Here is a 23,391-nt window from a genome sequence, read left to right as displayed (position 1 = left end):
TAGTCAGTGAACAGTAATTAGTGAAGAGTAATCAGACTGATAACTGACCACTGACAACTGACCACTGATAACTGACAACTGACAAAATTGCTATGGCTGTAATTCGCTTAATTTTATTGGTGGCGGTACTGGGAGGACTAACGCTGTTGTTAGTCCAAAATTGGTCACCTGCGATATCGCTAGTATTTTTGGGCGTGCAAACTCAACCATTACCACTAGCGATATGGATTTTATTCAGTACTGCCACTGGTGCTTTCACATCTATATTGATTGCTACCTTGTTTAACTTATCCAACTATTTTGGGGGAGGACAACGCCAAACTCCTGACCGCCGAAGCACAACTTCGGCTCGTGCCAAGGCAAACCGGAGAGAAGAACCTACATCTCGTCCTGCCAGTTCTCCACCACCAGCTAGTAAAAAAGAAGAGCCTAGCAGTGATGTATTTGATGATTGGGAGACAAATGCCAGTAATGATGATTGGAACTTTGATGAAAGCTCAGACGAAGCACCTACCCCTAATCCTCAAGCTCAACAGCCTAAAGATTCTAAAACTTACGAACGTCAATCAGAAGTCAAAAGCAGTTCTCAGTCCGGTTCAGTTTATTCTTACAGCTACCACGAACCCAAAAATACGGCTGTGGGAAAAACTGAATCCGTTTATGATGCTGACTACCGGGTGATCATCCCCCCTTATCAGCCGCCAACTACCAATCAAAGTGATGATGATGATTGGGAATTTTTTGATGATGATGATGATTTTGAGGATGATGATAAACGCTCCCGTCGGTGAGATGCAGCAGGCTCTCTACTTGATGCCACATCGTTCTCTAGACTCCTGCTTGACCTTACCAGTCATAGCAGCTTCCTGCAAAGTCATGAAAGCATTAAAATCTTCCAATTCATACCGGGTAGTCAACAATTGTCGTAGTTGATTTTCAGCTTCTACTGTCAAATAGCCAGTTGCTAAAGCTTTTTGTACAACGTCACGAATTCGAGTCATAGTTGACGCCTCATTCATCCTATATTTATTCATTCAGGCTTATTGGGGTGAAATATGCAGTAGTCTTTATGCCAAAACTTCAAATTTGCAAAGTTTTTTGGGCGATCGCAGTATATAAGTCATTATTTACACCTTCATCAGAAACATTTAATTGCTCAGAGCTTGTTATGACTAGATTTTTAGAATAACTACACGGTGCTGGTAGAAACACAGTGTCTTGTATACTTAAAATTACCCACTAAAGTGAAAATTCGGATTATTTAGATAGACAGTAATTGTTTGAATAAAGTTTCAAAGAAGCTATATTATTTTTTTTATTAAGCATAGCGATCGCTATGCAGCAAATACAAAGTTAATTGAGGCGAGTTACTACATTCCTGAGAAATTCTTCGTTTATATTATGGTAATTTCACAGAAAAATCGTTAACTTATTGCCTTGGTTACTTTAAATACATTAACAATAGTAATAACGACGGTTGATTTAACTCAAATAGAAGATGAATTTGTACAATTTAAAAATAATTACGAGTTAGAAAATTTATATAGCAGTCCTAAATAATTCGTGAAAAGTTAGATAAGCGAAAAACTTTACGAAGTTGGGGATTTAGACACTGCAATCGCTTTCTTATTCTTATACATAATGAAGTGCGTTAAGGCAGTTTATAATTGGAAACTGTGACTCAGTACTCACAATTTATAATTGGAGCAAAGCAACTAGTGAGCAGCTTATTACAAGGAGTCAACCTATATTTAATTGGCATGATGGGTGTTGGTAAGACGACAGTAGGGCGCTTACTGGCAAAGGAACTGGGTTATGGGTTTGTGGATACCGATGATGTCATTGCCCAAGCAACAGGTAAATCTATCAATCAGTTATTTGCCCAAGTTGGGGAAGCAGGATTTCGCCAGATAGAAAGTGACGTGCTTTCACAAGTCTGTGCTTTTACAAATTTGACTATATCAACAGGTGGGGGCATTGTACTGCGGCGAGAAAATTGGGGTTACTTGCACCACGGTTTAATAGTGTGGCTAGATGCGCCAGTGGAGCTAATTTACAGCCGTTTAGCTGAGGATACCACAAGACCACTCTTGCAAGATGCTGATCCTAAAGGCAAATTGCGATCGCTCCTCGAACAACGAACACCACTTTACTCTCAAGCTGATTTGCACATTACCGTGCAAGAGGCAGATACACCTGAAGACATTGCCAAGCGAATACTTGAGGCAATTCCTGGCGTACTAAAAAAAACTGTTTCTCATTAATAGGGAATATTAATCTAACTCTGTCTGCAAAAGATATTTTTCATAAATCAGTTAAAAAAGCTTTGCAATAAGAACAATGGAGGATTACGAGCGATCCATTAAAATTTAAATTTGGGGAAGTCAATTTCCAAATTGATGTAGGCGTAGAGAAAATAATTGCCACAGAAAAAGGAAATGAAAAAATAGCAATTGAAATCAAAAGCTTTTTAAACCCCTCGGCAATTACAGATTTTTACTCCGCTTTGGGACAATTTCTTAGTTACCGTCTAGCGTTAGCAGGATATGAACCAGAGCGAGTCTTATACTTAGCAGTTCCATTGGATACGTACAAAACATTTTTTCAACTGGAGTTTACTCAAACTGCGATCAAACAGTATCAGGTGCTATTAATTGTTTACAATCCAGTAGATGAGGTGATTGTAGAGTGGATAAACTAACAAAATATCAAGAATATGTTAAAACATTGTTGACGAACTATGCCAGTGATGATGTCTCGGATAACAATGTCGAAGTCCAACTGATTTTAGACACAGAACGCAATCATTATCAATGGATGAATGGTGGTTGGCAAGGATTTAATCGTATTTATCGATGCGTGATCCATTTTGATATTAAAGATGGCAAAATCTGGCTACAACAGAACTTAACCGATCGCAATCCAGCAGAGGAATTAGTGATGATGGGAGTGCCACGAGAGGATATTGTCTTGGGTTTGCAAGCTCCATACAAGCGTCAGTATACAGATTATGGCGTAGCGTAATGCGATCGCTCCTCGAACAACGAACACCACTTTACTCTCAAGTTGATTTGCACATCACTGTGCAAGAGGCAGATACACCTGAAAATGTTGCCAAACAAATAGAGCCAATTCCTGGCGTTCTCAAAACACAATCTCATTAGCTGGCAGAAATATGTGATGGCTTGACACGAATTTATTATCAAACTAAATTTTTCAGTCGCGGTAATATCAATTAACTCACAACTTGTTTGAGAGCAAATTTGTTGTAAGTAAAATATTTGAGATTTATTCTTTAGGCTTGTTCATAGAGTTTTCTTAGAGAATACTTGATCTGGATAACATCTTGCACTTATTCCAGCAGTTTTTTTGAACATTTTTCCATAGAATGTTATACCCACTGTATTTTTGGGAACTCTTAACATTAAATACAGTTTTCCCAAAGTTTAGATTGGTAAGTCATGAAAGTTGCCCAGATTATTGACACATTAAGTATCTGGTGGAAGCAAAATTTGAGGTTAGGTATCAAGCCTGGTTTTTTCTGTTTGTTTGCGATCGCCCTTTCCCTGACTTTTGTGATCAATGCCTGTAGTCTTGGGCAAAACCAATCTCTCAAACCGCTTCGGGTGGGAATTACAAGCTGGGTAGGATTTGACATTGCACTGTATGCTCAAACCTCAGATATCTTCAAGCAGCGCGGGCTAGAAGTTGAATTTGTGCGATTTGATAACCAGCAAGATTCCAGTCGGGCTGTTATGCAAGGAAGATTAGATGCAGCATTTGTTTCCCTCTGGGATGTGATGCAGGTTGATCCGGGCAATGGTAAACCCGTGGTGTTAATCACAACAAATATTTCTGCTGGAGCTGATGGGATTGTTGCCAAGACAGGAATTAAATCGCTGCAAGACTTACGCGCTAAACGAGTAGGAGCAAAGTTAGGAACCGTCAACCATTTAATTTTGCTGGAAGCTCTAAAATCCCAGCAAATTAAACCCTCTGAAGTTCAGATTCTGGATTACTCCAATGAAGTAGCAGCCCAGAAAATTGGCACAGGTGAGATCGATGCTGCTGTGCTATGGGAACCGATGCTAGGAGAAACAGCGAAGAGCATCAAGGGCAATGTGATTCACACCACAAAACAAGTAGACAGTCTGGTGATTGATATCTTAATGTCCAGCGACAACATGATGAAAGCTAAAAAAGCGGAACTAAAGCAATTCATGCTGGCATGGTTTGATGTAATGCACGCAGTTGAAACCCAGCCAACAGAAGTATTTAACGCAGTTGGAAAAAAACTAGGACAAAGTAGTAAGTCTTTTGCCAGTGATTATGCTGGGCTAAAAAAAGGAGATATTACTTCGAACAAGCGGATGTTTGCAGCAGATGGTCGTCTCAATTCCGCAAAAGCAGAAATTGTCCAACTTCTTCAAGCAGATCCGCGTCATGGTCGGGTGATTCGGCAAGACGTAGAGATTGATCCAACACTTGTCAATGAAGCAATGGCAGGATGGAAGTCATGAGCCAGAAGTTATCTAAAAGTAATTTATCCCATCAACTACTGATGGGTTTTGGCATTTCTCTAGCAACAGTCGGCTTAACCACATTGGGATTGAACTACTTCTTGATTCAATCAAAGCTAGAGCAAGAACTAGAACAACGTGCCCAATCGATTACCCAGGGGGTTGGGTTTTCTACGGAAGGATTAATCGAACTAGGGAATAGAAGCATTATCAAGCGAGTGGTACAAAACTACGCTACACTGCCAACGGTCGTAGAGGTGGCGATCGTTAGTCCCAATGGACAAACCCTGGCTCGAAGTGGAGAGGCATTACAAAATCCGCCTTATGCTTCGATTCATCCAGAATTGGCTCAAGTATTAGAACAGGTTTCTCAAACAGGTTCAGAAACGAGTTTGAGAACCATAATCGATGGTAAGCCCGTATTAGTAGAAATTTTGCCCTTTAGCAGCACCATGTTTGGTCAGGCAAACCGACGCGGAATGACGATCGCCATTCTTGATGTCGAAGAACTACAACAGCAAGCGTGGAAAACGTTCTCTACCTCTACCTTTACCCTACTTGTTGGGATGTCAGCGATTCTAGCACTGATGACAGTGATGATTCAGCGATCGGTTTTACATCCTCTGCAACGTTTGAATAAAGCCGTCACCGACAGTCAAAGCATTGACCATTTTGTTATGCCCAGTGGATTGCCAGATAACGAAATCCAATTCCTTGCCCATACGATTCAAGCAGCCGCTACACGAGTAGAGGCATACCAGCAACTTGAACAAGAAGTTGCACAGCGCAAACAAGCAGAAGCCGCTTTATTGGCATCAGAAGCGCAATTACGGCAGCAAGCCCAAGATTTAGAGAAAGCAATCCAAGACTTGCAACAAGTTCAAATGCAAATCATTCAAAGTGAGAAAATGTCTGCTTTGGGCAATCTGGTGGCTGGCGTTGCCCACGAAATCAACAATCCAGTCGGTTTTCTTAAAGGTAGCCTCAGTAACGCAACTGAATATGTCCAAGATTTGCTGAACCATTTGCACCACTATCAACAAGCCTATCCTAATCCGTCACCCAATATTCAAGACCATGCAGAGGAGATTGACCTGGAGTTTTTAGCTGAAGATTTGCCGAAACTGATCTTGTCTATGAAAGGGGCAACAGATCGAGTTGGAGATATCAGCACCAGCTTGCGGACGTTTTCCCGATCGGACACAGAGCATCCGGTGCAATTTAATTTGTATCAAGGACTGGATAGTACCCTGCTGATCCTCAAATATCGCCTGAAAGCCAATGAGCTACGTCCAGCAATTGAGGTCGTGCGATTATACGATAAGATTCCTGCGATCACTTGTTTTTCTGGACAGCTCAATCAAGTGTTCATGAATATTCTGGCAAATGCGATCGATGCTCTGGAAGAATCGAATCAAAGGCAAAGTTATGAATATCTCAAACAACATCCAAATCGAATTACGATCAAAATAGGGCTAGCAGAGGATCAGCAATCAGTTACTGTCCGAATTAAAGACAATGGAATTGGTATGACAGATGATGTCAAGCAAAAGATATTTGAGCATTTGTTTACCACCAAAGGAGTTGGCAAAGGAACTGGATTAGGCTTGGCGATCGCTCGTCAAGTAATTGTTGATAAACATCATGGCACTCTGAATTGTGTTTCTAGTCCAGGCAATGGCACAGAGTTCATTATTGAAATTCCAGTTGAACAGGTTGCGTATCAAGTGAAAGCGGCATAGCGTTATCAAACTATTACTCCGGCATTTTGTCTTGTACGAATACTTGAGACAATTCCTAACGTTCTCAAAACACAAGTTTCTCATTAGGAAGACTCAAATTACCAAATTTTGCCCATCCGTAGGATAAACCCTGGTAATTCTGGATTGCCACTAACTGCTTCGGGATTATCCAAAATTTCAACTTCTCGATTCGGACGGTAAATGTAGACTTTTCGATTCTGCCGATCAATTAACCAGCCTAGTGATGTACCGTTATCGATGTACTCCTGCATTTTCTCTTGTAATTTGTTTAGGCGATCGCTCAAGGAGCGTAACTCAATCACAAAGCTGGGACAAATTGGTGCAAATGAAGCTTTTTGTGCATCTGTTAAAGCATTCCAGCGCTCCAGTTCAATCCAAGAAGCATCAGGGGAACGCATTGCTCCATTGGGTAGTGTAAAACCTGCACTGGAGTCAAAGCCTATGCCAGTGCCATCTTGTTCAGTCCAATTCCCAAGCTGTGCAGCAATGTTAAAGTTACGATTGCCCGTATCTGAAAAAGCTGGTGGCATGATGATGACTTCCCCATTGGCAGTACGCTCGATTCGTAAATCTCCGTTGGCTTGACAAAATTCGTAGAACTGCTCATTTGTCATCTGCCCAAGTAAGGGAACATTTACCGTTAGAGGTGTGCTTTCAGTTTGAATTAGCAGCGTGGTCATTTTCGTTCCCTAGCTTCAGCCTAATGATTTCAATTCTAGAGGTTTGAAGGAGCGATCGCTGTTATGTTGTGTCCGGTAGTGTGGGAATAGTTAATTTGTAAGGTGCGTTACTTCGTTAACGCACCATCTTGATCTGTCTCATCCTTCGTATAGGATTGACTCTAGAGCTTGAAGTTTTACTGCTGTCTCACGAAAGAATTCAATGGATATTGAAGAGTTTTTTAGTCGTTTAGATGCTGGGGAAAATGATTTTTCAGGAGTTGATCTCAGTGGTGCAGTCCTAAGCGAAGTTGACTTGTCTGGCATTAATCTCAGTGGTGCTGATTTGAGTGGGGCGATGCTCTGTAAAACTAAGTTAGGGGGTGCTGATTTAAGAGACGCTAATCTGAGCGGTGCTGATTTACGTGGTGCTGATTTGAGAGTTACTCGTATGGAGGGCGTTAATCTTGAAAATGCTAATTTATTGGAAGTTAACTGGCACTGCGCGGAAATGTATGGGGCTTATTTCTACAATACCGTTATGCCAGATGGTGAACTCGTAACTGAACCAAACACCTATGAATGATTAGTACAAATCTATATCTACCTGTTCGCAACCTTGTTCAATTGCTTCGCGCATCAACTGAATATCATTTGGTGATATTGTACCTGCAAAATTTAATAATTCTTTACCTGGAATACCATGAATTTGCGAACCTATTAAAGTTCGGGCAAACTCCAGCACTCGATATTGCAAGTCTTCAGGCATCACTTTTAATTCTTCAATTAGCCGATCGAGAATCGGTGTATCCATATTTTTCCTGATAATTTTCGATTTTGGTTGCTAGTCCTTCTTTTATAGATTTTTACATTTCTGAGACGAACTAAACAGCTATAGTTTATCAGTACAAACATACTCAATTTTGGCATCAGAGATTGTGACGAGTTACAAAGTCTTCTACACTGACTGAAATAGGTTTTAACTCTCTCTGTTAGGCTCCTCATGACGGACAACGATTCTGACTACATCAGGCAAGCTGAAGCCACTCGTGTACGTGTACTAAGCGAAGCACTACCTTATATTCAACAATTTGCCGGTCGCACTGTTGTTGTCAAATATGGTGGCGCAGCGATGAAAGATAGCACACTCAAAGATAAAGTTATCCGCGACATTGTATTCTTATCCTGCGTTGGTTTGCGTCCAATAGTAGTACACGGCGGTGGTCCAGAAATTAACAGTTGGTTAGATAAGCTGGGAATCGAACCACAATTTAAGAATGGTTTGCGAGTCACTGATGCCGCCACAATGGATGTGGTGGAAATGGTTTTAGTTGGTCGAGTTAACAAAGAAATTGTCGCGCTAATTAACCAAGCCGGTGGATTGGCTGTAGGACTTTGTGGTAAAGACGGGAATCTATTTACAGCCCGTCCCCAAGGTCAAGAAGGCATCGGTTTTGTAGGAGAAGTCAGCAATGTTAATATCAAGATTTTGGAAACCCTCGCTAGCAATGGCTATATTCCGGTAGTGTCTAGCGTCGCCGCAGACGAGACAGGGCAAGCTTATAACATTAACGCCGATACTGTAGCCGGAGAAATCGCTGCTGCACTAGGAGCAGAAAAGTTAATTTTACTAACCGACACCAGTGGAATTTTAAAAGATTACAAAGACCAATCTACTTTGATTCCAAAAGTAGATATTCGTGAAGCCCGGCAGTTGATTGCTGATGGTATCGTTAGCGGTGGGATGATTCCCAAAGTCAGTTGTTGTGTGCGATCGCTTGCTCAAGGAGTCCGTGCAGCACACATCATCGATGGTCGCATTCCCCATGCCCTGTTACTAGAAATCTTTACTGATGTTGGTATTGGGACGATGATTCTCGGTTCGCAGTTTACTTAATCGGAGTTAGGAGTTAGGAGTTTTCCTCCTTTACTCCCTATTCTTTGCTCTACCGAGGATAGATGAAAACACGCGATCGCCCACGGCTAAATGGTGTACGACGCCATGAATTATTGATAATCACCGGATTAACTATGGTTGAGTCTCGAATTGCCGGATTAATCAAAGTTGGATTAATTAGCGTGGAATTTCTTACGTTTTGCCTTAACAGGGGATAGGAATAATCAGGGTAATTGTAATGATTGCGTTGTGGCATCAGTCCCGTTGCTGGGTCTACAGGCATTGGTGTAGGAATCGGACTACCATAAATAAAAGAACCAACAGGAGGCGATGTTTGACCACAAGCTGCTCCACAGCCACGCCTGCCTCCATAAGCGCCATCAATTACTATGACACTTTGGGCAGAAGCTGGAGCAATACTTACACCCATAACTGCTAAAGTCATTCCTGCTAAAAGCCAATTAAGTTGCGAATGCTTGATTTTCAACATATTTTACTCACCTGCATTTTATACCGGAATTTTTAATCAGAAAATAGTTGCAGCTACTAATAACATTTTTTTATGAGGCTGCGCCAAATTTTCTTGACTTCTCATTTCTTTGTTTGTGTCCTTTGGCGAAAGATAGATTTACCTGTAAGGTTTGAGCATGAATAGAAATGTAAAGAGGCAGTTATTTGCAACATTCATTTGATACTCACACTGCCCAAGCCTAGGGACTGAGTTATAAGCTTAAACCTCAAGAATAATGTCACCTCGCGATTGCCGCATAATTTCCCACCTTTTTTAATGGTAACGAGTATCTGAGTTGGATGAACGGAGTTCTGAGTTGGATGAATAGAGTTTTCTAACTCCTCACTCTTTAGTCTTGACTCAGCAATAAATTGATCCCCAGGTTACCAATCCAAGATAGGATGGACGTTGATTTACGTATTCTTTTACTTAATGCATATGAAGCGCTATTGGTCGCGTTTGCTTGCGCTGGTTTTGGTCGTATCTATCGGCTTAATGGGCTGTTCTGGCAGTCCTGATAGTTTGACTGGGGATTATCGCCAAGATACCTTAGCTGTGGTCAATATTATGAGACAAGCTCTGGATGTATCACAAGATTCACCAGACAAAGCAGCAGTTCAAGCAGAAGCGCGTCAAAAAATTAATGACTTTTCAGCTCGCTATCAGCGGGTTAACTCTGTTTCTGGTCTTGGCTCTTTTACAACCATGCGAACAGCCCTCAACTCCCTAGCTGGACACTACAGTTCTTACCCAAATCGTTCTGTACCCGAAAAACTCAAAAATCGTTTAGAGAAGGAGTTACAGCAGGTAGAAGCAGCGCTAAAGCGTGGTGGTTAATTCTTAACAATTGCTTACTCTATTATCAAGAGTCAATACTTTTGGCTCTTGATTATGTTGTCAACTTTATATAAATCAGAATTTTAAATTTTAAAATAAACTGATTGATACTTTTCTAGCTAAAAGCCTTGTCATAGTTCAACTTACTTCGTTTCCATCCAATTTTCACCAACACGCGCCTCCACCAGCAACGGCACACTCAACTGGACTGCATTTTCCATCAAAGATTTAATTTGTGGTTGTAATTCTTCCCACTCCTGAGGGGGGATTTCAAATACTAATTCATCGTGAACTTGCAACAATAAACGCGCCTGATAATTCTTCAGAACCTCATGCAGTCTTACCATTGCAATTTTGATAATATCAGCATTGGAACCTTGAATTGGTGCATTAGCAGCAGAGCGTAATAAACCCGCATCATAAGCTCCCAAATTTTTCAATTTACTCAGATCAATATCTTCTGGGTTACTACCTTTTAATCTGCGTAAACTGTTATTAGTAAAGTCAAAATAACGACGGCGACCAAAAATAGTTTCTACATAACCAAGAGCGATCGCTTCTTTCTTGACTCGCTCCAAATATGCAAATACTTTAGGATATCGTTCATTAAACCGCTTAATGAACTCGTTGGCAATAGTTTTATCTATCCCAGTTGAGCGCGAAAACCTTAGAGAACCCATTCCATAAATCACACCAAAATTGATAGTTTTTGCTATTCCTCGTTCTTCTGAGGTTATATTTTCTTTTTCAAACACTAACCGCGCCGTAACGGTATGAACATCTTCATTTTGCTGATATGCTTGCACTAATATCGGCTCTTGACTCAAATGAGCTAAAATCCGCAATTCAATTTGTGAGTAATCAGCAGCCACCATTAACCAACCAGATTCTGGCAAAAACGCCTTCCGAATTTGACGACTAAAAGCTGTACGAATGGGGATATTTTGCAAATTCGGATTAGAAGAAGATAACCTACCAGTTGATGTTGCTGCTTGGTTAAAATCAGTATGCACGCGCTGGGTATCTGGACGCACCAATGCAGGCAATGCATCAACATAAGTAGACTTTAATTTAGATAGAGTACGATACTCAATGATCGCTTCAACAAATCCAGTTTTATCATCTTCTTGGAGCTTTTCTAGTGTTGCTGCATCTGTAGAGAAGCCGGTTTGAATTCTACGAGAATGTTTAGTGCTTAAGCCCAACTTTTCAAACAAAATTTGGCTCAATTGTTTAGGAGAACCCAAGTTAAAATCTTCCCCAGCTATAACAGTTGCTTTCTCTTTTAACCTGGCTAATTCTGTCTCTAAATGCTGTGAAAGTTCTTGTAAATAAGTTGAATTAATGCGAACACCAGTGTATTCCATTTGGGCTAAAACTGCTTCTAATGGCTGTTCCACTTCCACTAATAGCTTAGATAGAGTTGGAAGTTTATCCAGTTCTTCACGCAATTTCGATACTAAGCCAAAAGTAGAATAAGCATCCATACCGCAGTAATCGGCTACAGCAGTAATGTCTATATCAGCGATGGTTTTGCCTTTAGGAACTAAATCCAAATAACTTTTTGCGATCAATCCCAAATATCGCTGCCCTAAATCCATCAAATTATGACTTGAATCGGGATTTAGAATGTAACTTGCCAGCATGGGATCAAACACTACTCCTGCCAAATTAATTCCTTGACACTTTAAAACTAAGCGGTCAAATTTGGCATTTTGTAGAGCTTTAGGATAATCAGCACTTTCAAGAATTGGGCGTAATGCTTCTAGCGCCAAATCCTTATGCAAATTTTCCCCGGTTTTGTGCCCCAAAGGAATATAGGCTACCTCATCTGGTTGCGTTCCCCAACAGCAACCAATTCCTACTAACTCAGCATCTCTTGGTTCTAAAGCGGTAGTTTCAGTGTCCCAAGCAACAGGAGTCTCTGGGTTGGTGAATTTTTGCAGAAGTTTCACTAACTCAGTTAATTTGGCTTCGGTATTTATAATGCGTGGTGTAATTGGGGAAGTAGATTGTTGTGGAACTGCTGCTGTATCACTAGCACTGAAAAACCACAAATCATTATCTTCATCAGCGCTGAATTCTGAGTTAATATTGGAATTAATTGTGTCTGCTTTAGTTTCTTGGATTTCTCCGACTTTACCACCAAAACGTTGTTGAAGGTCGTTGATTTTGCCTAAAAAAGACTTGAATTCTAACTTTTCTAAAATTGGTGTCAGGACGTTTGTATCAAAGCCTTTTAATTTACAATCTTCTAAATTAATTTCTAAAGGAACATCCAGAATTATAGTTGCTAAATAGCGAGACTTATCAGCGTCTTCTCTACCCGTTGATAGTTTTTTCTGAGTTGCGCCTTTAATTTCATCTAACGCAGCATAAATATTGTCAAGGGAACCATAGGTATTTAGCAACTGCACTGCTGTCTTTTCCCCAATTCCTTTCACCCCAGGAATATTATCTGATTTATCACCACAAAGAGCTTTGAAATCAACAATTTGTGAAGGCAAAACCCCCATTTTTTCTTTGACTTGTTCTGCTTCAAATTCCGTGATGCTATTTGTGGAGCGCTTTAGGGCATCTGGACTAAAATTCAGAACAGTAATTTCTTTTTCAGAGTCGATCAGTTGAAATAAATCGCGATCGCCAGTGAGAATCTTCACCTTATACCCAGCAGCAGTGACTCGTTGTGATAAGGTTCCTAAAACATCATCTGCCTCGTAACCAGGGGCAGTGAAAATTGGCAGATTGAAACCTTTGAGCAAATCATGCAGGTTTGCTAAGTCGGGAATGAAGTCTTCTGGCGTTTCTTTGCGATCGGCTTTATAAGTCTCGTCAGCTTCGTGGCGAAAAGTGGCCTCACCCAAATCAAAAGCGATCGCCATTGCTTGAGGCTGCTGTGTTGCCATTACTTCCAGCAGGCACTTAACAAAACCAAAACATATACTGGTAGGAATCCCTGTTTTGGTACGCAGTCCACCATCTCGCCCTTTGGCAAAAGCAAAGTATGAACGATAAGCGAGGGAGTGTCCATCTACAAGGATGAACGTGGGGCGTGTTGCAGTTACAGAAGTGAAATTTTCAGACATAGCCCTATTTTAGCCAGAAGCTTTGTCACATAGTTAGTAATTTTAGATGCTTTTTCAGCTTGGCTTTGCCAACAATAGCGCAGTTTTGGCGTACAAATTGCTTCTGCACATGATTTTAGACAAAGCGATGTCTACGCATTTGCAGCTTTACTACGGAAGCCAAGTAGAACCAGCTTTTTGCAGGGATACTGTCCCAATTAAGTACAGTAGTCTAAATAAACACAGTAGCTACATAACTAGAGCCTCGATTTCTGTTAAGAAGTCAGGGATCTATCTCCTGAGGGTTTTATGTTTAATTTCCTTGACCTAGCTTACCTAGAATTCAATTCTCAGGAACCAACGAAAACTAGCTTAATATTTCAACACATAACTACCACTGTCAAAGCCTCTTTGCCTTAACAAAACTTTATATATACCTCTAAAAAGGTATTTTGTCGAAGAAATTTGAACATGAAAACTTTATATAAGGTTACGTGGATTTATCAGGCTAATAACCAAAATTCGAGAGTTAAAAATAAGTTAGTAATCCCGTAATTATTTGTTTTAGAAAACCATCTTTTATTCATGACAACAAAACTATTGAACGCTCTAGCTGCTGCTACAACCTTGGCAGGAATTGTTGCAACATCTGGAGCAGCTAATGCAGCTTCTCTCTCATACACTAGTTCTAGTAACTACGATTTGACAAATATCATTAATGCACCTCTGAGCATCCAAAAATTTGACTCATCTCTAGGCAAGCTTCAGGGCGTAACAATAGAATTTAGTGGAGACATACTTGGAAATGCAGGTTTTGAAAATAGAAGTCCAACCCCAAGTTTAGTTAGAGTAAATCTTGGCAGTCAATTGAGCTTACAACTAAATAATCAATCTTTGTTGGCACTGAATCCACAATATATTTCCAGTTACCAAGTTACCCAATACGATACAATCACTGATTATGTTGGCACATCTGGAAAGACTCTTTCTAACTTAACTGCCACACAATCTGGTATCCAGTCTTTCACTGATACGCAATTCTTGCAGTCTTTCATTGGTAATGGCAACGTAGAATTTTTGTTCTCAGCAATAGCCGACTCACTAGTTACAGGATCTGGCAACATGAGATCCTATATTGATACTTATGCTAAAGCAGGTATCAAAGTAACTTATAACTATGATGAAGTAAAATCAGTACCTGAACCCTCTGCCACACTTGGAGTTAGTTTAATTGCTGGGCTTTGTCTGTTGTCACAAGGCAGAAAAAGCTGGTTCAAGGTATCAAATTCATAAACTTTTTTGAATAGGTAGATTTTTCCCATCCTATCTATTGGTTAGGCTTTCTAATTTAAACTAAAAACCTCGATTCTTGAAAAAATCGGGGTTTTGCTTTGTGATTATTAAACCAGAATTTTGACAATATTGAAAAAATACTATAGCAATCTAAAATTGTATGATTCAGTATCCTCATGTTAGAAAATTTGGGTTGGCTAGAAGACCAATTTTTGCTAATACTACCCACTGGTTGCTAGAGCCTGTTAACCTCTTACTGGAACTTATAATTTAGGAAATTATGCCGAAAGCATCTGCCACACATTTGGCATCTAATGATAATCAGGCTGCTGCAAAAGACATAAAACTACTAGTTTTGGATATAGATGGCACGATCGCAGGACACTCTAACACCATCAGCGCAGGTGTAAAGCAAGCTATTGTAGCAGCGCAAGCAAAAGGAATTCAAGTGGCGATCGCTACAGGTCGAATGTATCGTTCAGCCTTGCGCTTTCACCAAGAAATTGGCTCTACCCTACCATTAATGGCCTATCAGGGAGCCTGGATTCAAGACCCAATTACCGAAAAAATTCATCGCCATTGGGCTATTTCTAGGGAAATTGCCTCCCAGCTAATAGACTATTTTGAACGACCTGAGTTGCGATCGCTCCTATCTATCCACTTCTACATCAATGATCAGCTATACGTCCGTGAGTTAACCAGAGAAACCCAAATTTATGCAGAACGTTCTGGTATTATCCCGATTTCTGTGGGTGATTTGCGCCAAACCTTAACCAATGAACCGACAAAAATTCTCGCTTTGTCTGATGACATTGATGTGATCGACAAGCTATTGGGGAATTTGCGCCGCCAATACACACCTGCTGAACTTTATCTCACAACATCTGTTGCTACCTTCTTTGAAGCAACTAACGCCTCTGTGAATAAAGGAACTGCTGTGCGTTACCTAGCCGAAGAATTGCTGGGATTAGAGATAGCCAACGTTATGGCGATTGGTGATAACTTCAATGATCTCGAAATGCTGGAGTCTGTTGGCCTCGGTGTAGCTATGGGCAATGCACCAGCAGGAGTGCAAGCGATCGCGCAGTGGGTAGCTCCTAGCGTAGAGGAAGATGGAGCAGCAGTAGCAATTGAAAAGTTTTTACTGTAATGAGGGCACTTTTTCAAACCTAACCCATATAAATCTATAAATCAGAAAGGACACCGACGACTGGCCGTGTTTCGTCTCGGTGCCCTAGCTGGTTCGCTCCTCACACACCTGATAATGTAGCTGAGGTGATGCATTGAGTCAATAGCTATTATAAGATTTTTTATTTTATACCTAAGCGACATTACCGATTTATAACTCCAAGGGCGCAATAATACCCAAGCTTTCCTCTAGGACAAACCTTAATACTGATTGGGTAGCCATAAGCAATCCAAGTCTGGCTTGGGTTAGTTCTGGTGAGGTAATTTTCACCTCACCCCAAATCCGGCAATTAGACCAAAAATTTTCAAAAGCTTGGCTCAAACTCAGCGCTACTTTTTCCCATTTCACAGAACCCTTAATATCAGCGCACTCTATGTTGTCTACCACTTTTACTAACTCGGCAATTAGACGACGCTCATTTGGGTGATTTAGCCGCAGTCTTCCGTCACCATTGAGCCAAGGTAAGGGATTAGGGGAGATAACATCCCAAAAAGCTGGACTAGTATTTGGAACTGGTTCTCTAAGTTTAATCAATCCCTCTCGGTGAGCCAGCAGCACTAGCGAACAGCAACGTGCATGGGCGTACTGAACAGCAAACAATGAATCGGACATTGCGCATTGGTTATTCGCCTTGTCTTCCTCATCTCTCTCATCCTCCCCTGGCTCCCCTGCCTCCCCTGCTCCCCCTAAACTCCTCTCTATAAGACTTTGTAACCAAGTCGCTAACGTCGAGTCAGTTAATTCAAAATGTATCCACCCAGGAGGAACAATTTGGACGCTAAAAACGTCGTCACAAATCTTCAATAAATCAGAGGCGATCGCATCGGCAAGCTCCATAGTTTTTCGATTCTGAGATTTTGATAGTCGCAGAACCACACTTGAGATATATAAAACCCTACTATCATCTCTATCTTTATATAGATGATTTATTTCATTTTTTGTGAATATAATTTTTTCTTTATAAGTATTAATGCTTAGTGTTTTTACAAAATAACTATATATTAGCTGTTTAACTGACGTATATTTGCTAACTAGTAATTTATAATGCACGTAATTTTATTGAAATAATCATGTAAAATATATTTGTTGATTTTCTGTCATCTATCTTGCGAGATAAATTTAATTCAGATAAAGAAAAATGAGAAGAGGATAAAATTTGATGAATAATCGATAAATAGAAAGTAAACTTTACTACCATCATTGTACAGTAGGAAGTATAACAAAAGAGTAGAGAGTAATTTGCTTTCTATTCTTTGGATTGGATTGGCTGACGCTGTTAGGCGTTAAGCCTGCCTCGCCAACACAAAGACACTCCTTGCACCTTTTGATCACGTCTTTGTCTTCAGCCGAACGCTCTTTGTTACCTATGCAATCTCCATCCTCCTTTTCTGAGGCATCACGGCCTTTTTTGACTTGGCAACGCATTCTTGACTGGGCTCAAGAACACTATCGCTGCCGTACCTTTAGCAAAGATGAGCGCATTCCAGCCCGGCCTGGCTTGCTATATTTGGTGCAAAGGGGTGCGATCCGCATGGTAGGAACCGCCCAAGTTAGTGCGACTGCTAGCCAGCTAACGTCTCGACGAATTAACAGAACCCCAGAAGAAGCGTTTTTGGGTTTTGTGGGAGCGGGACAGCCATTTGAAATTGTTGCTCAGTCACCATTCACACTCCAGTCTTACGCCCATGTTGACCAAACTGCGGTGTTGTGGATGTACTGGCACGACTTAGACAACTGGCCTCACTTCCGTCGTGAAGTTATGGATGCCTTTAGGTATCAGCACCAGCGTAAGCTACTGTGGCTGAGTGCCTTGGGACAACGCCGCACAATTGACCGACTCTTAGGATTTCTCACATTGTTAATTGAGGAATATGGAGAGCCAGCAATGAGCGAAACAGATCCTGATGTGATTCGCGGCTATTGTCTGCCCTTTCCCCTCACCCATGCCCAAATTGGGAGCGCGATTGGTTCGACTCGTGTCACCGTCACCCGCTTGATGGGTAAGCTACGTCAACGTGGCTTAATCCTCACTCAAGGGGATAATCTCATTTGCTTGCCAGCAGAGTCGATTAATAGAGCTGGTTAAAGCACAATTCAGAGCGGCGATTTCCGCCACTCTGCCTGAGTGTGATGGACTATGCCCCACCGAAGGCGATCGCTCTTGTCAGCGAATTTTGACAAACCCAGCTTGGGTAATCAGTTCCTGTCCCTGCTCGGTCAGCAGTAAGTCGGCGTAAGCGACACCTGCTTGCTGCTCAGTCTGACCATTCTGTTTGACCACCACAAACAGATTGCGGGTAATCGGGTATTTTCCTGATTGGAAAGCCTCAATGTTCAATTTGTTCCGTTTACCAGGACATTCGGACGGGAGGACAGATGGTTCCTGGTATGGAGCAATATATTGCCCTTGCGTCCGCCCCAACGGCAAGGCTTTGATTGAGCATTGAGGAATCACCTCTGGGGCAGAAGCGTAGTAGATGCTACCAGGACTAATAGCCAATTTTTGCAAGGCTTGGGTGGTTGTGGAGATAAATTCCACATCGGAACTGAAAGGTTGACCACCCAAGATATCTTGGACAAAAAGTTCCACCGTACCGCCATCAGCAATGCTGCGAGAATATGGCTTAATCGGGATATTGGGGCCACCCACCTGGCTCCAATTATTAATTTTGCCTGTATAAATTGACTTTAACTGCTCTACTGTTAGCCCTTGGATATTAAGGCTGGGGTTAACTGCGACTGCCAAACCATCAATTGCCACAGGAATTTGTTTCAAACTGAACCCACGCTGCTGGGCACGACTTAACTCTGTATCTAAAACTGGTCGGGAGGACTGGGCAAAGGCTAGTTGACCGTCTATGAGTGATTGGATGCCAGTACCAGAACCAGGAGATGCATTGCTGGGTTCTACATAGCGCAGCCGCAGTTCTGGTCGCGCCGCTTGAATTGCTGAATCAACTACCAGCCGAATCGGTGCCCAAGATGTACTGCCTCCGTAATTGAATAATCCTGTAGGAACATTCTGTACTGAAGTGAAAGTATTGCTACTAGGCTGTTTTGACGCGGCTTCGGGCATTTTGGTGTTACCAGAATTAATTGTATTTAGATCAACACCAGACTTTCTAGTAAACCACCAAAAACCGCCAGCTATTAGCCCGGTCGTGATTAGGATGGATAAGACAAGAATAGTTGTTTCATTTTTTTGGGACATAGTAGAATTACCCGTGCGTCCATTCAATATAAGTGCTTGACTTGATAAGTGCTTGCTACTTGAGATTGTATTGAGAGGACGGGTGTTTTGTTAGCGAATTATGACAAATCCTCACTTTTTACTACGATAGATGCCAAGGTATAATAAATTTCCCTTGGATTACTCGTCTGTTTTCTCAAAATTTGAGTGCTGGTAAGAATAAATTGACAGTAAAAATTTTCCCCATAAAGTTCAATTTCTCATTTTGAAGGTTTTTCCAAGTTAAGTATTGGTTAATTTTTAATTTTTTATTGCTGATTAACGCACTGGTTCAAAGTCATAACCTGTGCGGGAACGAGAACCAGGAACAATTTTTACAAGTTGGACTGGCGCATTGCGATCGCCTGATGCTAAAAACCGAATTGTACCAGAAGCACCGGTGGTAGAAAATTCAGAGGATAAGAGTGCTTGTTGAACTCCAGAACGTGTGGGGTTGCGTTTTAATGCCTCAATCAGAGCTACAGTGGCATCATAGCTAAGGGCACTTCGCCAACTCACATCACCGCCCCATAACTGCCGGGATTTCTGAGGAAAATTTGACTTGGGAGCGCCATCAATATGCCAGGGAACCGCCAATACCATCCCCACAGCTTGTTCTCTGCCAATTTCTAAAGTTTTAGCGGTGTAAACATCATCTCCCGCCAGCAGAGTTAACTTTTTCTGGTTAATCTGAATTACTTGCAGTGCTTTATCGAGAGTTTCAGTGTTAGCTGCTAACATCAACACTTCTGCACCTTGCTTAGTTGCTTGTTCTACACTTTTAACCGCACTAAAACCCACCTGAGACAAATCAAATTCGCTGGATACTTGTCCACCCTCTAGGGAAACAGATGAGACAAACTCCGACTTTAAAGACTGGCTATAGTTACTCTGAGAATTAAAGAAAACCACTGCATTTTTTTTCTGTAAAGTTTTCACCATATAGTTGGCTAAACTTCTAGCAGCCATAAAATCACTGGGAACCGTGCGAAAAACATAGCGGCTAAAGTTAGAAATTTTTACAGATGTACTGGTAGGGGAAATTGCTACAAGTTCTCCTGAAGTATAAATAGTACCGGCGGCTAAAGTGGAATCGCTAGTATTAGGCCCAACTACAGCTAATACTTCTGAATTACTGACTAGGTTGGAAGCGATTTGCTTGGATATTTCTGGATTGTCATCGTCGTTAGCTATCCCTACCCTTAACGGTACTCCCTTGACTCTTCCAGAGGTATTAATTTCATTTTGGGCTTGGGCAATGCCACGCAAAATCTCTAACGAAGCATTGGGGTCGGTGCCGAACGGTACAGAAGCCATAATAGTGTAGCTCTTGGAAGAACCAATGCGGGCATTGTTCAGAAAAATTAGCGTTTCTGGATCGTTACGGTTGAGTTTTAGGGCATCTGTGAAATTAGCGATCGCTTTATCATAACTTTTAGCTGCGATCGCCTGTACTCCTTCTTTTTTAACTGGAGAAATATCACCCGGATTCAAGGATTTTTCCCCAAAACTAATGCGGTCTTGTAAGGATCGATTGCTAGCTGTTTCTGGATTTTGAGTGATACTATTACTAATTTTGACCCCATTGTTAGTAAACCACCAAACACTACCGCTAACTATTCCAACGGTAAACAGCAGGGTCAAAGCTAAAATTTTAGTTTCATTCTTTTGTGACATGAACAAATTTAAATAAAATAAAAATGTTTATTATTTGTATAAGTTATGTCTGGAGGTAAAAAACGAACTATTCAAAATGCACGATAAATAAGAATTTAAAAAAGTTTTTGTATAAGCCCTAACTTGATTATTTCGCTAATTTTAACAATTTGGATCATTTAATTCTGATAAATCCAGATTTTTCAATCAGTTCTTGACTCTGAGGTGTTAGCAACCAATTTGCATAAGCTTCTCCAGCTTGCTGATCTGTTTGACCATTCTGTTTAACAATTACAAATAAATTGCGGGTAATTGCATAGTCTCCACTACGAAACGCCTGACTATTCAACTGATTACGCTTACTGGGACACTCAGATTGAGGTACAAAGGGTTCTTGGTAGGGAGTTACAAATTGCCCGCTTGCTCGCCCTAATGGTAGTGACTTAATCGTACACTGGGGTACAACCTCTGGGGCAGAAGCATAGTAAATTGCACCAGTATTCACCGCTACTTTTCGTACTGCTTCCGTGGTCGTGCCAATATAACTAACGTTGGCACCAAAATTCTCTTTATTTAAAACATTTTCGACAAAGAACTCCACTGTACCCCCAGCTTCTTTGCTGCGAGAGTAGACTGTAATTGGTAAATTCGGACCACCTACTTGTTGCCAATTAGTAATTTTGCTCGTGTAGATGTCTTTGACTTGGGCGACAGTTAAACCAGGGACATTGAGATTGTGGTTAACTGCGATCGCAATGCCATCAATCCCCACTGGAATTTCTTTCAAACTAAATCCTTTTTGTCTAGCTTCGGCATTTTCTTCAGCTTTGACTGAACGAGAAGATTGAGAAAAAGCTAGTTGATTATCTATCAACATCCGAATACCAGTTCCAGATCCGGGTTGACCTGAGGGGGGTTGAGTATAGCGTAAAACAAACCGAGGGCACAGGCTTTGCAGTACGCTATCTACGTCCTTACGGATGGGTGCCCAGGTTGTGCTACCACCATAGTTGAATGTCCCCTCTGGGAGGTTGGGCACGTTACATTTACTAAGCAATTGGTTCATGGGATTATCTGTGTTACCAGTCCCCGAAGGTTTAGCAACAGTTCCATTTAGTTGCGCCCACCGTTCCATAAAAAACCATAAGCCACTAAATATTAAGCCAATGGTGATGATAGCAGCTAAGAAAAGACTAAGTGTTTCGTTTTTCTGAGACATATTTAGCTGTTAGCACCAAAAGTTTTTTAAAGTAAGAGAGATAATAATTTATAAATAAGTCTAAATACGGCTGTTAAGGAAATCGCTACTAACCCTGCTCCAACTGCTAAAAAAACTACTACTTTAATGCCAAGCCCCCCTTGTAAAAAAGGGAGAAAAAAAATAATTGCGACAGTAATTGTTGGAATAATTAGTAAATCGAACTTTTCAATCCACCGTCTAGTTTGGGCAAATATCAGTATCCCCAAAATTACAAATGCAATACCTAAAGTAACTATAGGTGATTTTACTAGACTCAAGAGAGCGATCGCTATCAATGCCCCCTCAAACCCACTAAATGCTGCCCCACCCAATAATTCCACTGTAGAAAACGCTGGTTGAGTTGGTAAACGGCGAGGAACGACGGGATTAGAACCTCCTTTGGATGGTTGTGGCGGAAGGGTTACAGAAGGTGAATTAAATTGTGTAGAGGCTTGAGCCGCCTGTAAGTTAAGTGCATCTAAAACCTCTTGAGCTGACTGGAAACGCTGATTAGCAGCAGGTAGCAGCATCCTGTCTAATATGTCAGCAAGGCGAGGGCTAATAGTGACTTGCATTCGCCATTTCCACTGGTTGGTATAAGCATCAAACAGTTTAACTGCTTCCTGATTTGTCAACAAAGTAATAAGAGTTACAGCTAAGGCGTATAAATCTGTAGATGGAAATACTTGACCCCCAGCCATCTGCTCAGGCGGCGCAAATCCCATAGAATAAATTCCTGTGGAAGAAGCAGCACCTAGCGCAGCATTTGTTACTTGCTTAACTGCGCCAAAATCTAGTAAAAAAAGTCTACCATCACGACGACGCATGATATTAGATGGTTTAATATCTCTGTGGATAATGCCTCTATCATGTACAAACTTTAGCACTTTCAAGATTTCTTGCAGCACCTCCAAGATTTGCTGCTCAGAAAATCTGCCATGTTGAACTAATTCTTCCTCTAAGTTTTCCCCATTAATATATTCTTGTACCAAGTAAAAAAACTGGTCTTGCTGTCCTGGTTGCAAACCATTAATTATCACCGGAAAGAAAGCAAACAAGTCAGGTATTTGTTCGTGATCGTTACCAAGCTGTGCTAAAACTTCTGCTTCTCTTTCAAACATCAACTGTGCTTGTTGCAGTTGATTTAAGGTTAAATTTCCCGCAGGTTGAAATTGCTTAACTACGCATTGACGCATTCCCGGTATTCGGCGATCGCGTGCCAAAAAGGCTGCTCCAAATCCGCCCCTTCCCAGTAGCTTCATAGGGACATATCGACCATCTAGCAGCAATGGCATACCACAGGTAGTACAATACTTTTGCTGCGTTGTTTTCAGCGTCGTAATATCATCTAAATCGGCAAAATAGTTTTGTGGGCGTGGGCAACGTGGACGAGTGCAGTAAACTTCCATTTTCGTGATTAGTCATTAGTCAAAATAATTCGTAATTGATATAGCGTAATTCGTAATTGATTCAGGTTACATAGAAACTAAATTTCTTTATCAAGAACAGAAAACTTTTTACTGATGTCAAAT

At 41.1% G+C, this 23,391-nt stretch carries 21 protein-coding genes and 2 pseudogenes; 13 read left to right on the top strand and 10 right to left on the bottom strand.

Annotated features, from left to right (window positions below; translation table 11 throughout):
• The first annotated feature begins 92 nt into the window (after positions 1 to 92).
• Positions 93 to 791 carry a LapA family protein gene (locus H6G96_RS09285; RefSeq protein ID WP_190911186.1) on the top strand — a complete coding sequence of 233 codons (699 nt, stop codon included), beginning with the start codon at positions 93 to 95 and terminating at the stop codon, positions 789 to 791.
• A 15-nt stretch (positions 792 to 806) separates the two neighbouring features.
• Here the strand turns inward: H6G96_RS09285 and H6G96_RS09280 are convergent, their stop codons facing one another.
• Positions 807 to 1,001 carry a hypothetical protein gene (locus tag H6G96_RS09280; RefSeq protein ID WP_190729288.1) on the bottom strand — a complete coding sequence of 65 codons (195 nt, stop codon included), beginning with the start codon at positions 999 to 1,001 and terminating at the stop codon, positions 807 to 809.
• A gap of 717 nt (positions 1,002 to 1,718) precedes the next feature.
• Here H6G96_RS09280 and H6G96_RS09275 point away from each other — a divergent pair.
• The 6 genes and pseudogenes from H6G96_RS09275 to H6G96_RS42815 all read left to right on the top strand — a co-directional run bounded on the left by H6G96_RS09275 (position 1,719) and on the right by H6G96_RS42815 (position 6,262).
• Positions 1,719 to 2,264 (top strand): shikimate kinase, encoded by a 546-nt coding sequence (locus tag H6G96_RS09275; RefSeq protein ID WP_190911293.1) that lies wholly within the window; start codon positions 1,719 to 1,721, stop codon positions 2,262 to 2,264.
• A gap of 20 nt (positions 2,265 to 2,284) precedes the next feature.
• Positions 2,285 to 2,701, top strand: a pseudogene (locus H6G96_RS09270) (XisH family protein).
• Positions 2,689 to 3,024, top strand: a complete 336-nt coding sequence (locus H6G96_RS09265; RefSeq protein ID WP_190911185.1) for an element excision factor XisI family protein — start codon at positions 2,689 to 2,691, stop codon at positions 3,022 to 3,024. Before H6G96_RS09270 ends, H6G96_RS09265 begins: the two are co-directional and overlap by 13 nt.
• Positions 3,024 to 3,164 (top strand): annotated as a pseudogene (locus H6G96_RS09260) (shikimate kinase); the annotation flags it as partial. The gene H6G96_RS09265 and the pseudogene H6G96_RS09260, both read left to right, overlap by 1 nt.
• A 297-nt stretch (positions 3,165 to 3,461) precedes the next feature.
• Entirely contained in the window at positions 3,462 to 4,520 is a 1,059-nt protein-coding gene (locus H6G96_RS09255; protein WP_190911184.1) for an ABC transporter substrate-binding protein, read from the top strand.
• Positions 4,517 to 6,262, top strand: a complete 1,746-nt coding sequence (locus H6G96_RS42815; RefSeq protein WP_190911183.1) for an ATP-binding protein — start codon at positions 4,517 to 4,519, stop codon at positions 6,260 to 6,262. The genes H6G96_RS09255 and H6G96_RS42815 overlap by 4 nt, the downstream gene beginning before the upstream one ends.
• A 98-nt stretch (positions 6,263 to 6,360) precedes the next feature.
• Here H6G96_RS42815 and H6G96_RS09245 read toward each other — a convergent pair whose 3' ends face one another.
• Positions 6,361 to 6,963, bottom strand: a complete 603-nt coding sequence (locus tag H6G96_RS09245) for a Uma2 family endonuclease (protein ID WP_190911182.1) — start codon at positions 6,961 to 6,963, stop codon at positions 6,361 to 6,363.
• A 202-nt stretch (positions 6,964 to 7,165) separates the two neighbouring features.
• Here H6G96_RS09245 and H6G96_RS09240 point away from each other — a divergent pair, with 202 nt between their 5' ends.
• Positions 7,166 to 7,528: a pentapeptide repeat-containing protein gene (locus H6G96_RS09240; protein ID WP_190911181.1), complete on the top strand. Its 363-nt coding sequence runs from the start codon at positions 7,166 to 7,168 to the stop codon at positions 7,526 to 7,528.
• On the opposite strand, the gene H6G96_RS09235 is transcribed toward H6G96_RS09240, so the two are convergent.
• Entirely contained in the window at positions 7,529 to 7,756 is a 228-nt protein-coding gene (locus tag H6G96_RS09235; protein ID WP_190911180.1) for a hypothetical protein, read from the bottom strand.
• 189 nt (positions 7,757 to 7,945) lie between these two features.
• On the opposite strand from H6G96_RS09235, the gene argB reads away from it, so the two are divergent.
• Positions 7,946 to 8,839: an acetylglutamate kinase gene (gene argB / locus H6G96_RS09230; RefSeq protein WP_190911179.1), complete on the top strand. Its 894-nt coding sequence runs from the start codon at positions 7,946 to 7,948 to the stop codon at positions 8,837 to 8,839.
• Between the two features lie 49 nt (positions 8,840 to 8,888).
• Here argB and H6G96_RS09225 read toward each other — a convergent pair whose 3' ends face one another.
• Entirely contained in the window at positions 8,889 to 9,329 is a 441-nt protein-coding gene (locus tag H6G96_RS09225; RefSeq protein WP_190911178.1) for a hypothetical protein, read from the bottom strand.
• A gap of 453 nt (positions 9,330 to 9,782) precedes the next feature.
• Here H6G96_RS09225 and psb27 point away from each other — a divergent pair, with 453 nt between their 5' ends.
• Complete coding sequence (gene psb27 / locus H6G96_RS09220; RefSeq protein ID WP_190911177.1) at positions 9,783 to 10,187, top strand: photosystem II protein Psb27; 405 nt, start codon at positions 9,783 to 9,785, stop codon at positions 10,185 to 10,187.
• A gap of 143 nt (positions 10,188 to 10,330) precedes the next feature.
• Here psb27 and polA read toward each other — a convergent pair whose 3' ends face one another.
• Positions 10,331 to 13,273 (bottom strand): DNA polymerase I, encoded by a 2,943-nt coding sequence (polA, locus tag H6G96_RS09215; RefSeq protein ID WP_190911176.1) that lies wholly within the window; start codon positions 13,271 to 13,273, stop codon positions 10,331 to 10,333.
• 564 nt (positions 13,274 to 13,837) lie between these two features.
• Between polA and H6G96_RS09210 the strand changes: the two genes are divergently transcribed.
• Complete coding sequence (locus tag H6G96_RS09210; RefSeq protein WP_190911175.1) at positions 13,838 to 14,545, top strand: choice-of-anchor E domain-containing protein; 708 nt, start codon at positions 13,838 to 13,840, stop codon at positions 14,543 to 14,545.
• Positions 14,546 to 14,825: 280 nt separating this feature from the next.
• Positions 14,826 to 15,695, top strand: a complete 870-nt coding sequence (locus H6G96_RS09205; protein WP_190911174.1) for a Cof-type HAD-IIB family hydrolase — start codon at positions 14,826 to 14,828, stop codon at positions 15,693 to 15,695.
• A 189-nt stretch (positions 15,696 to 15,884) separates the two neighbouring features.
• Here H6G96_RS09205 and H6G96_RS09200 read toward each other — a convergent pair whose 3' ends face one another.
• The gene (locus tag H6G96_RS09200) at positions 15,885 to 16,571 is read right to left on the bottom strand and encodes a DALR anticodon-binding domain-containing protein (RefSeq protein WP_347242202.1); all 687 of its coding nucleotides are present in this window, start codon (positions 16,569 to 16,571) and stop codon (positions 15,885 to 15,887) included.
• 529 nt (positions 16,572 to 17,100) lie between these two features.
• Here H6G96_RS09200 and H6G96_RS09195 point away from each other — a divergent pair.
• Positions 17,101 to 17,820, top strand: a complete 720-nt coding sequence (locus H6G96_RS09195) for a Crp/Fnr family transcriptional regulator (RefSeq protein WP_190911172.1) — start codon at positions 17,101 to 17,103, stop codon at positions 17,818 to 17,820.
• 78 nt (positions 17,821 to 17,898) lie between these two features.
• On the opposite strand, the gene H6G96_RS09190 is transcribed toward H6G96_RS09195, so the two are convergent.
• From H6G96_RS09190 to H6G96_RS09175, 4 genes are all read right to left on the bottom strand, one after another.
• Positions 17,899 to 18,945 carry a PstS family phosphate ABC transporter substrate-binding protein gene (locus H6G96_RS09190; RefSeq protein WP_190911171.1) on the bottom strand — a complete coding sequence of 349 codons (1,047 nt, stop codon included), beginning with the start codon at positions 18,943 to 18,945 and terminating at the stop codon, positions 17,899 to 17,901.
• A gap of 297 nt (positions 18,946 to 19,242) precedes the next feature.
• On the bottom strand, positions 19,243 to 20,640 hold the full coding sequence (locus tag H6G96_RS09185) for an ABC transporter substrate-binding protein (RefSeq protein WP_190911170.1): 1,398 nt from the start codon (positions 20,638 to 20,640) through the stop codon (positions 19,243 to 19,245).
• A gap of 154 nt (positions 20,641 to 20,794) precedes the next feature.
• The gene (locus H6G96_RS09180) at positions 20,795 to 21,838 is read right to left on the bottom strand and encodes a PstS family phosphate ABC transporter substrate-binding protein (RefSeq protein ID WP_190911169.1); all 1,044 of its coding nucleotides are present in this window, start codon (positions 21,836 to 21,838) and stop codon (positions 20,795 to 20,797) included.
• A gap of 26 nt (positions 21,839 to 21,864) precedes the next feature.
• Positions 21,865 to 23,268 carry a serine/threonine-protein kinase gene (locus tag H6G96_RS09175; RefSeq protein WP_190911168.1) on the bottom strand — a complete coding sequence of 468 codons (1,404 nt, stop codon included), beginning with the start codon at positions 23,266 to 23,268 and terminating at the stop codon, positions 21,865 to 21,867.
• Positions 23,269 to 23,391: the final 123 nt, after the last annotated feature.

The organism is Nostoc sp. FACHB-892 (assembly GCF_014698795.1).
Taxonomy (GTDB): domain Bacteria; phylum Cyanobacteriota; class Cyanobacteriia; order Cyanobacteriales; family Nostocaceae; genus Nostoc.
Note: the sequence above shows the minus strand (reverse complement) of the source record. Positions and strands in the feature narration are given on the sequence as shown.

Coding starts and splice junctions, on each gene's coding strand:
- H6G96_RS09285 (WP_190911186.1), top strand. CDS start 93: ATGGCTGTAATTCGCTTAATTTTATTGGTGGCGGTACTGGGAGGACTA.
- H6G96_RS09280 (WP_190729288.1), bottom strand. CDS start 1,001: ATGACTCGAATTCGTGACGTTGTACAAAAAGCTTTAGCAACTGGCTAT.
- H6G96_RS09255 (WP_190911184.1), top strand. CDS start 3,462: ATGAAAGTTGCCCAGATTATTGACACATTAAGTATCTGGTGGAAGCAA.
- H6G96_RS42815 (WP_190911183.1), top strand. CDS start 4,517: ATGAGCCAGAAGTTATCTAAAAGTAATTTATCCCATCAACTACTGATG.
- H6G96_RS09245 (WP_190911182.1), bottom strand. CDS start 6,963: ATGACCACGCTGCTAATTCAAACTGAAAGCACACCTCTAACGGTAAAT.
- H6G96_RS09240 (WP_190911181.1), top strand. CDS start 7,166: ATGGATATTGAAGAGTTTTTTAGTCGTTTAGATGCTGGGGAAAATGAT.
- H6G96_RS09235 (WP_190911180.1), bottom strand. CDS start 7,756: ATGGATACACCGATTCTCGATCGGCTAATTGAAGAATTAAAAGTGATG.
- argB (WP_190911179.1), top strand. CDS start 7,946: ATGACGGACAACGATTCTGACTACATCAGGCAAGCTGAAGCCACTCGT.
- H6G96_RS09225 (WP_190911178.1), bottom strand. CDS start 9,329: ATGTTGAAAATCAAGCATTCGCAACTTAATTGGCTTTTAGCAGGAATG.
- psb27 (WP_190911177.1), top strand. CDS start 9,783: ATGCATATGAAGCGCTATTGGTCGCGTTTGCTTGCGCTGGTTTTGGTC.
- polA (WP_190911176.1), bottom strand. CDS start 13,273: ATGTCTGAAAATTTCACTTCTGTAACTGCAACACGCCCCACGTTCATC.
- H6G96_RS09210 (WP_190911175.1), top strand. CDS start 13,838: ATGACAACAAAACTATTGAACGCTCTAGCTGCTGCTACAACCTTGGCA.
- H6G96_RS09205 (WP_190911174.1), top strand. CDS start 14,826: ATGCCGAAAGCATCTGCCACACATTTGGCATCTAATGATAATCAGGCT.
- H6G96_RS09200 (WP_347242202.1), bottom strand. CDS start 16,571: ATGGAGCTTGCCGATGCGATCGCCTCTGATTTATTGAAGATTTGTGAC.
- H6G96_RS09195 (WP_190911172.1), top strand. CDS start 17,101: ATGCAATCTCCATCCTCCTTTTCTGAGGCATCACGGCCTTTTTTGACT.
- H6G96_RS09190 (WP_190911171.1), bottom strand. CDS start 18,945: ATGTCCCAAAAAAATGAAACAACTATTCTTGTCTTATCCATCCTAATC.
- H6G96_RS09185 (WP_190911170.1), bottom strand. CDS start 20,640: ATGTCACAAAAGAATGAAACTAAAATTTTAGCTTTGACCCTGCTGTTT.
- H6G96_RS09180 (WP_190911169.1), bottom strand. CDS start 21,838: ATGTCTCAGAAAAACGAAACACTTAGTCTTTTCTTAGCTGCTATCATC.
- H6G96_RS09175 (WP_190911168.1), bottom strand. CDS start 23,268: ATGGAAGTTTACTGCACTCGTCCACGTTGCCCACGCCCACAAAACTAT.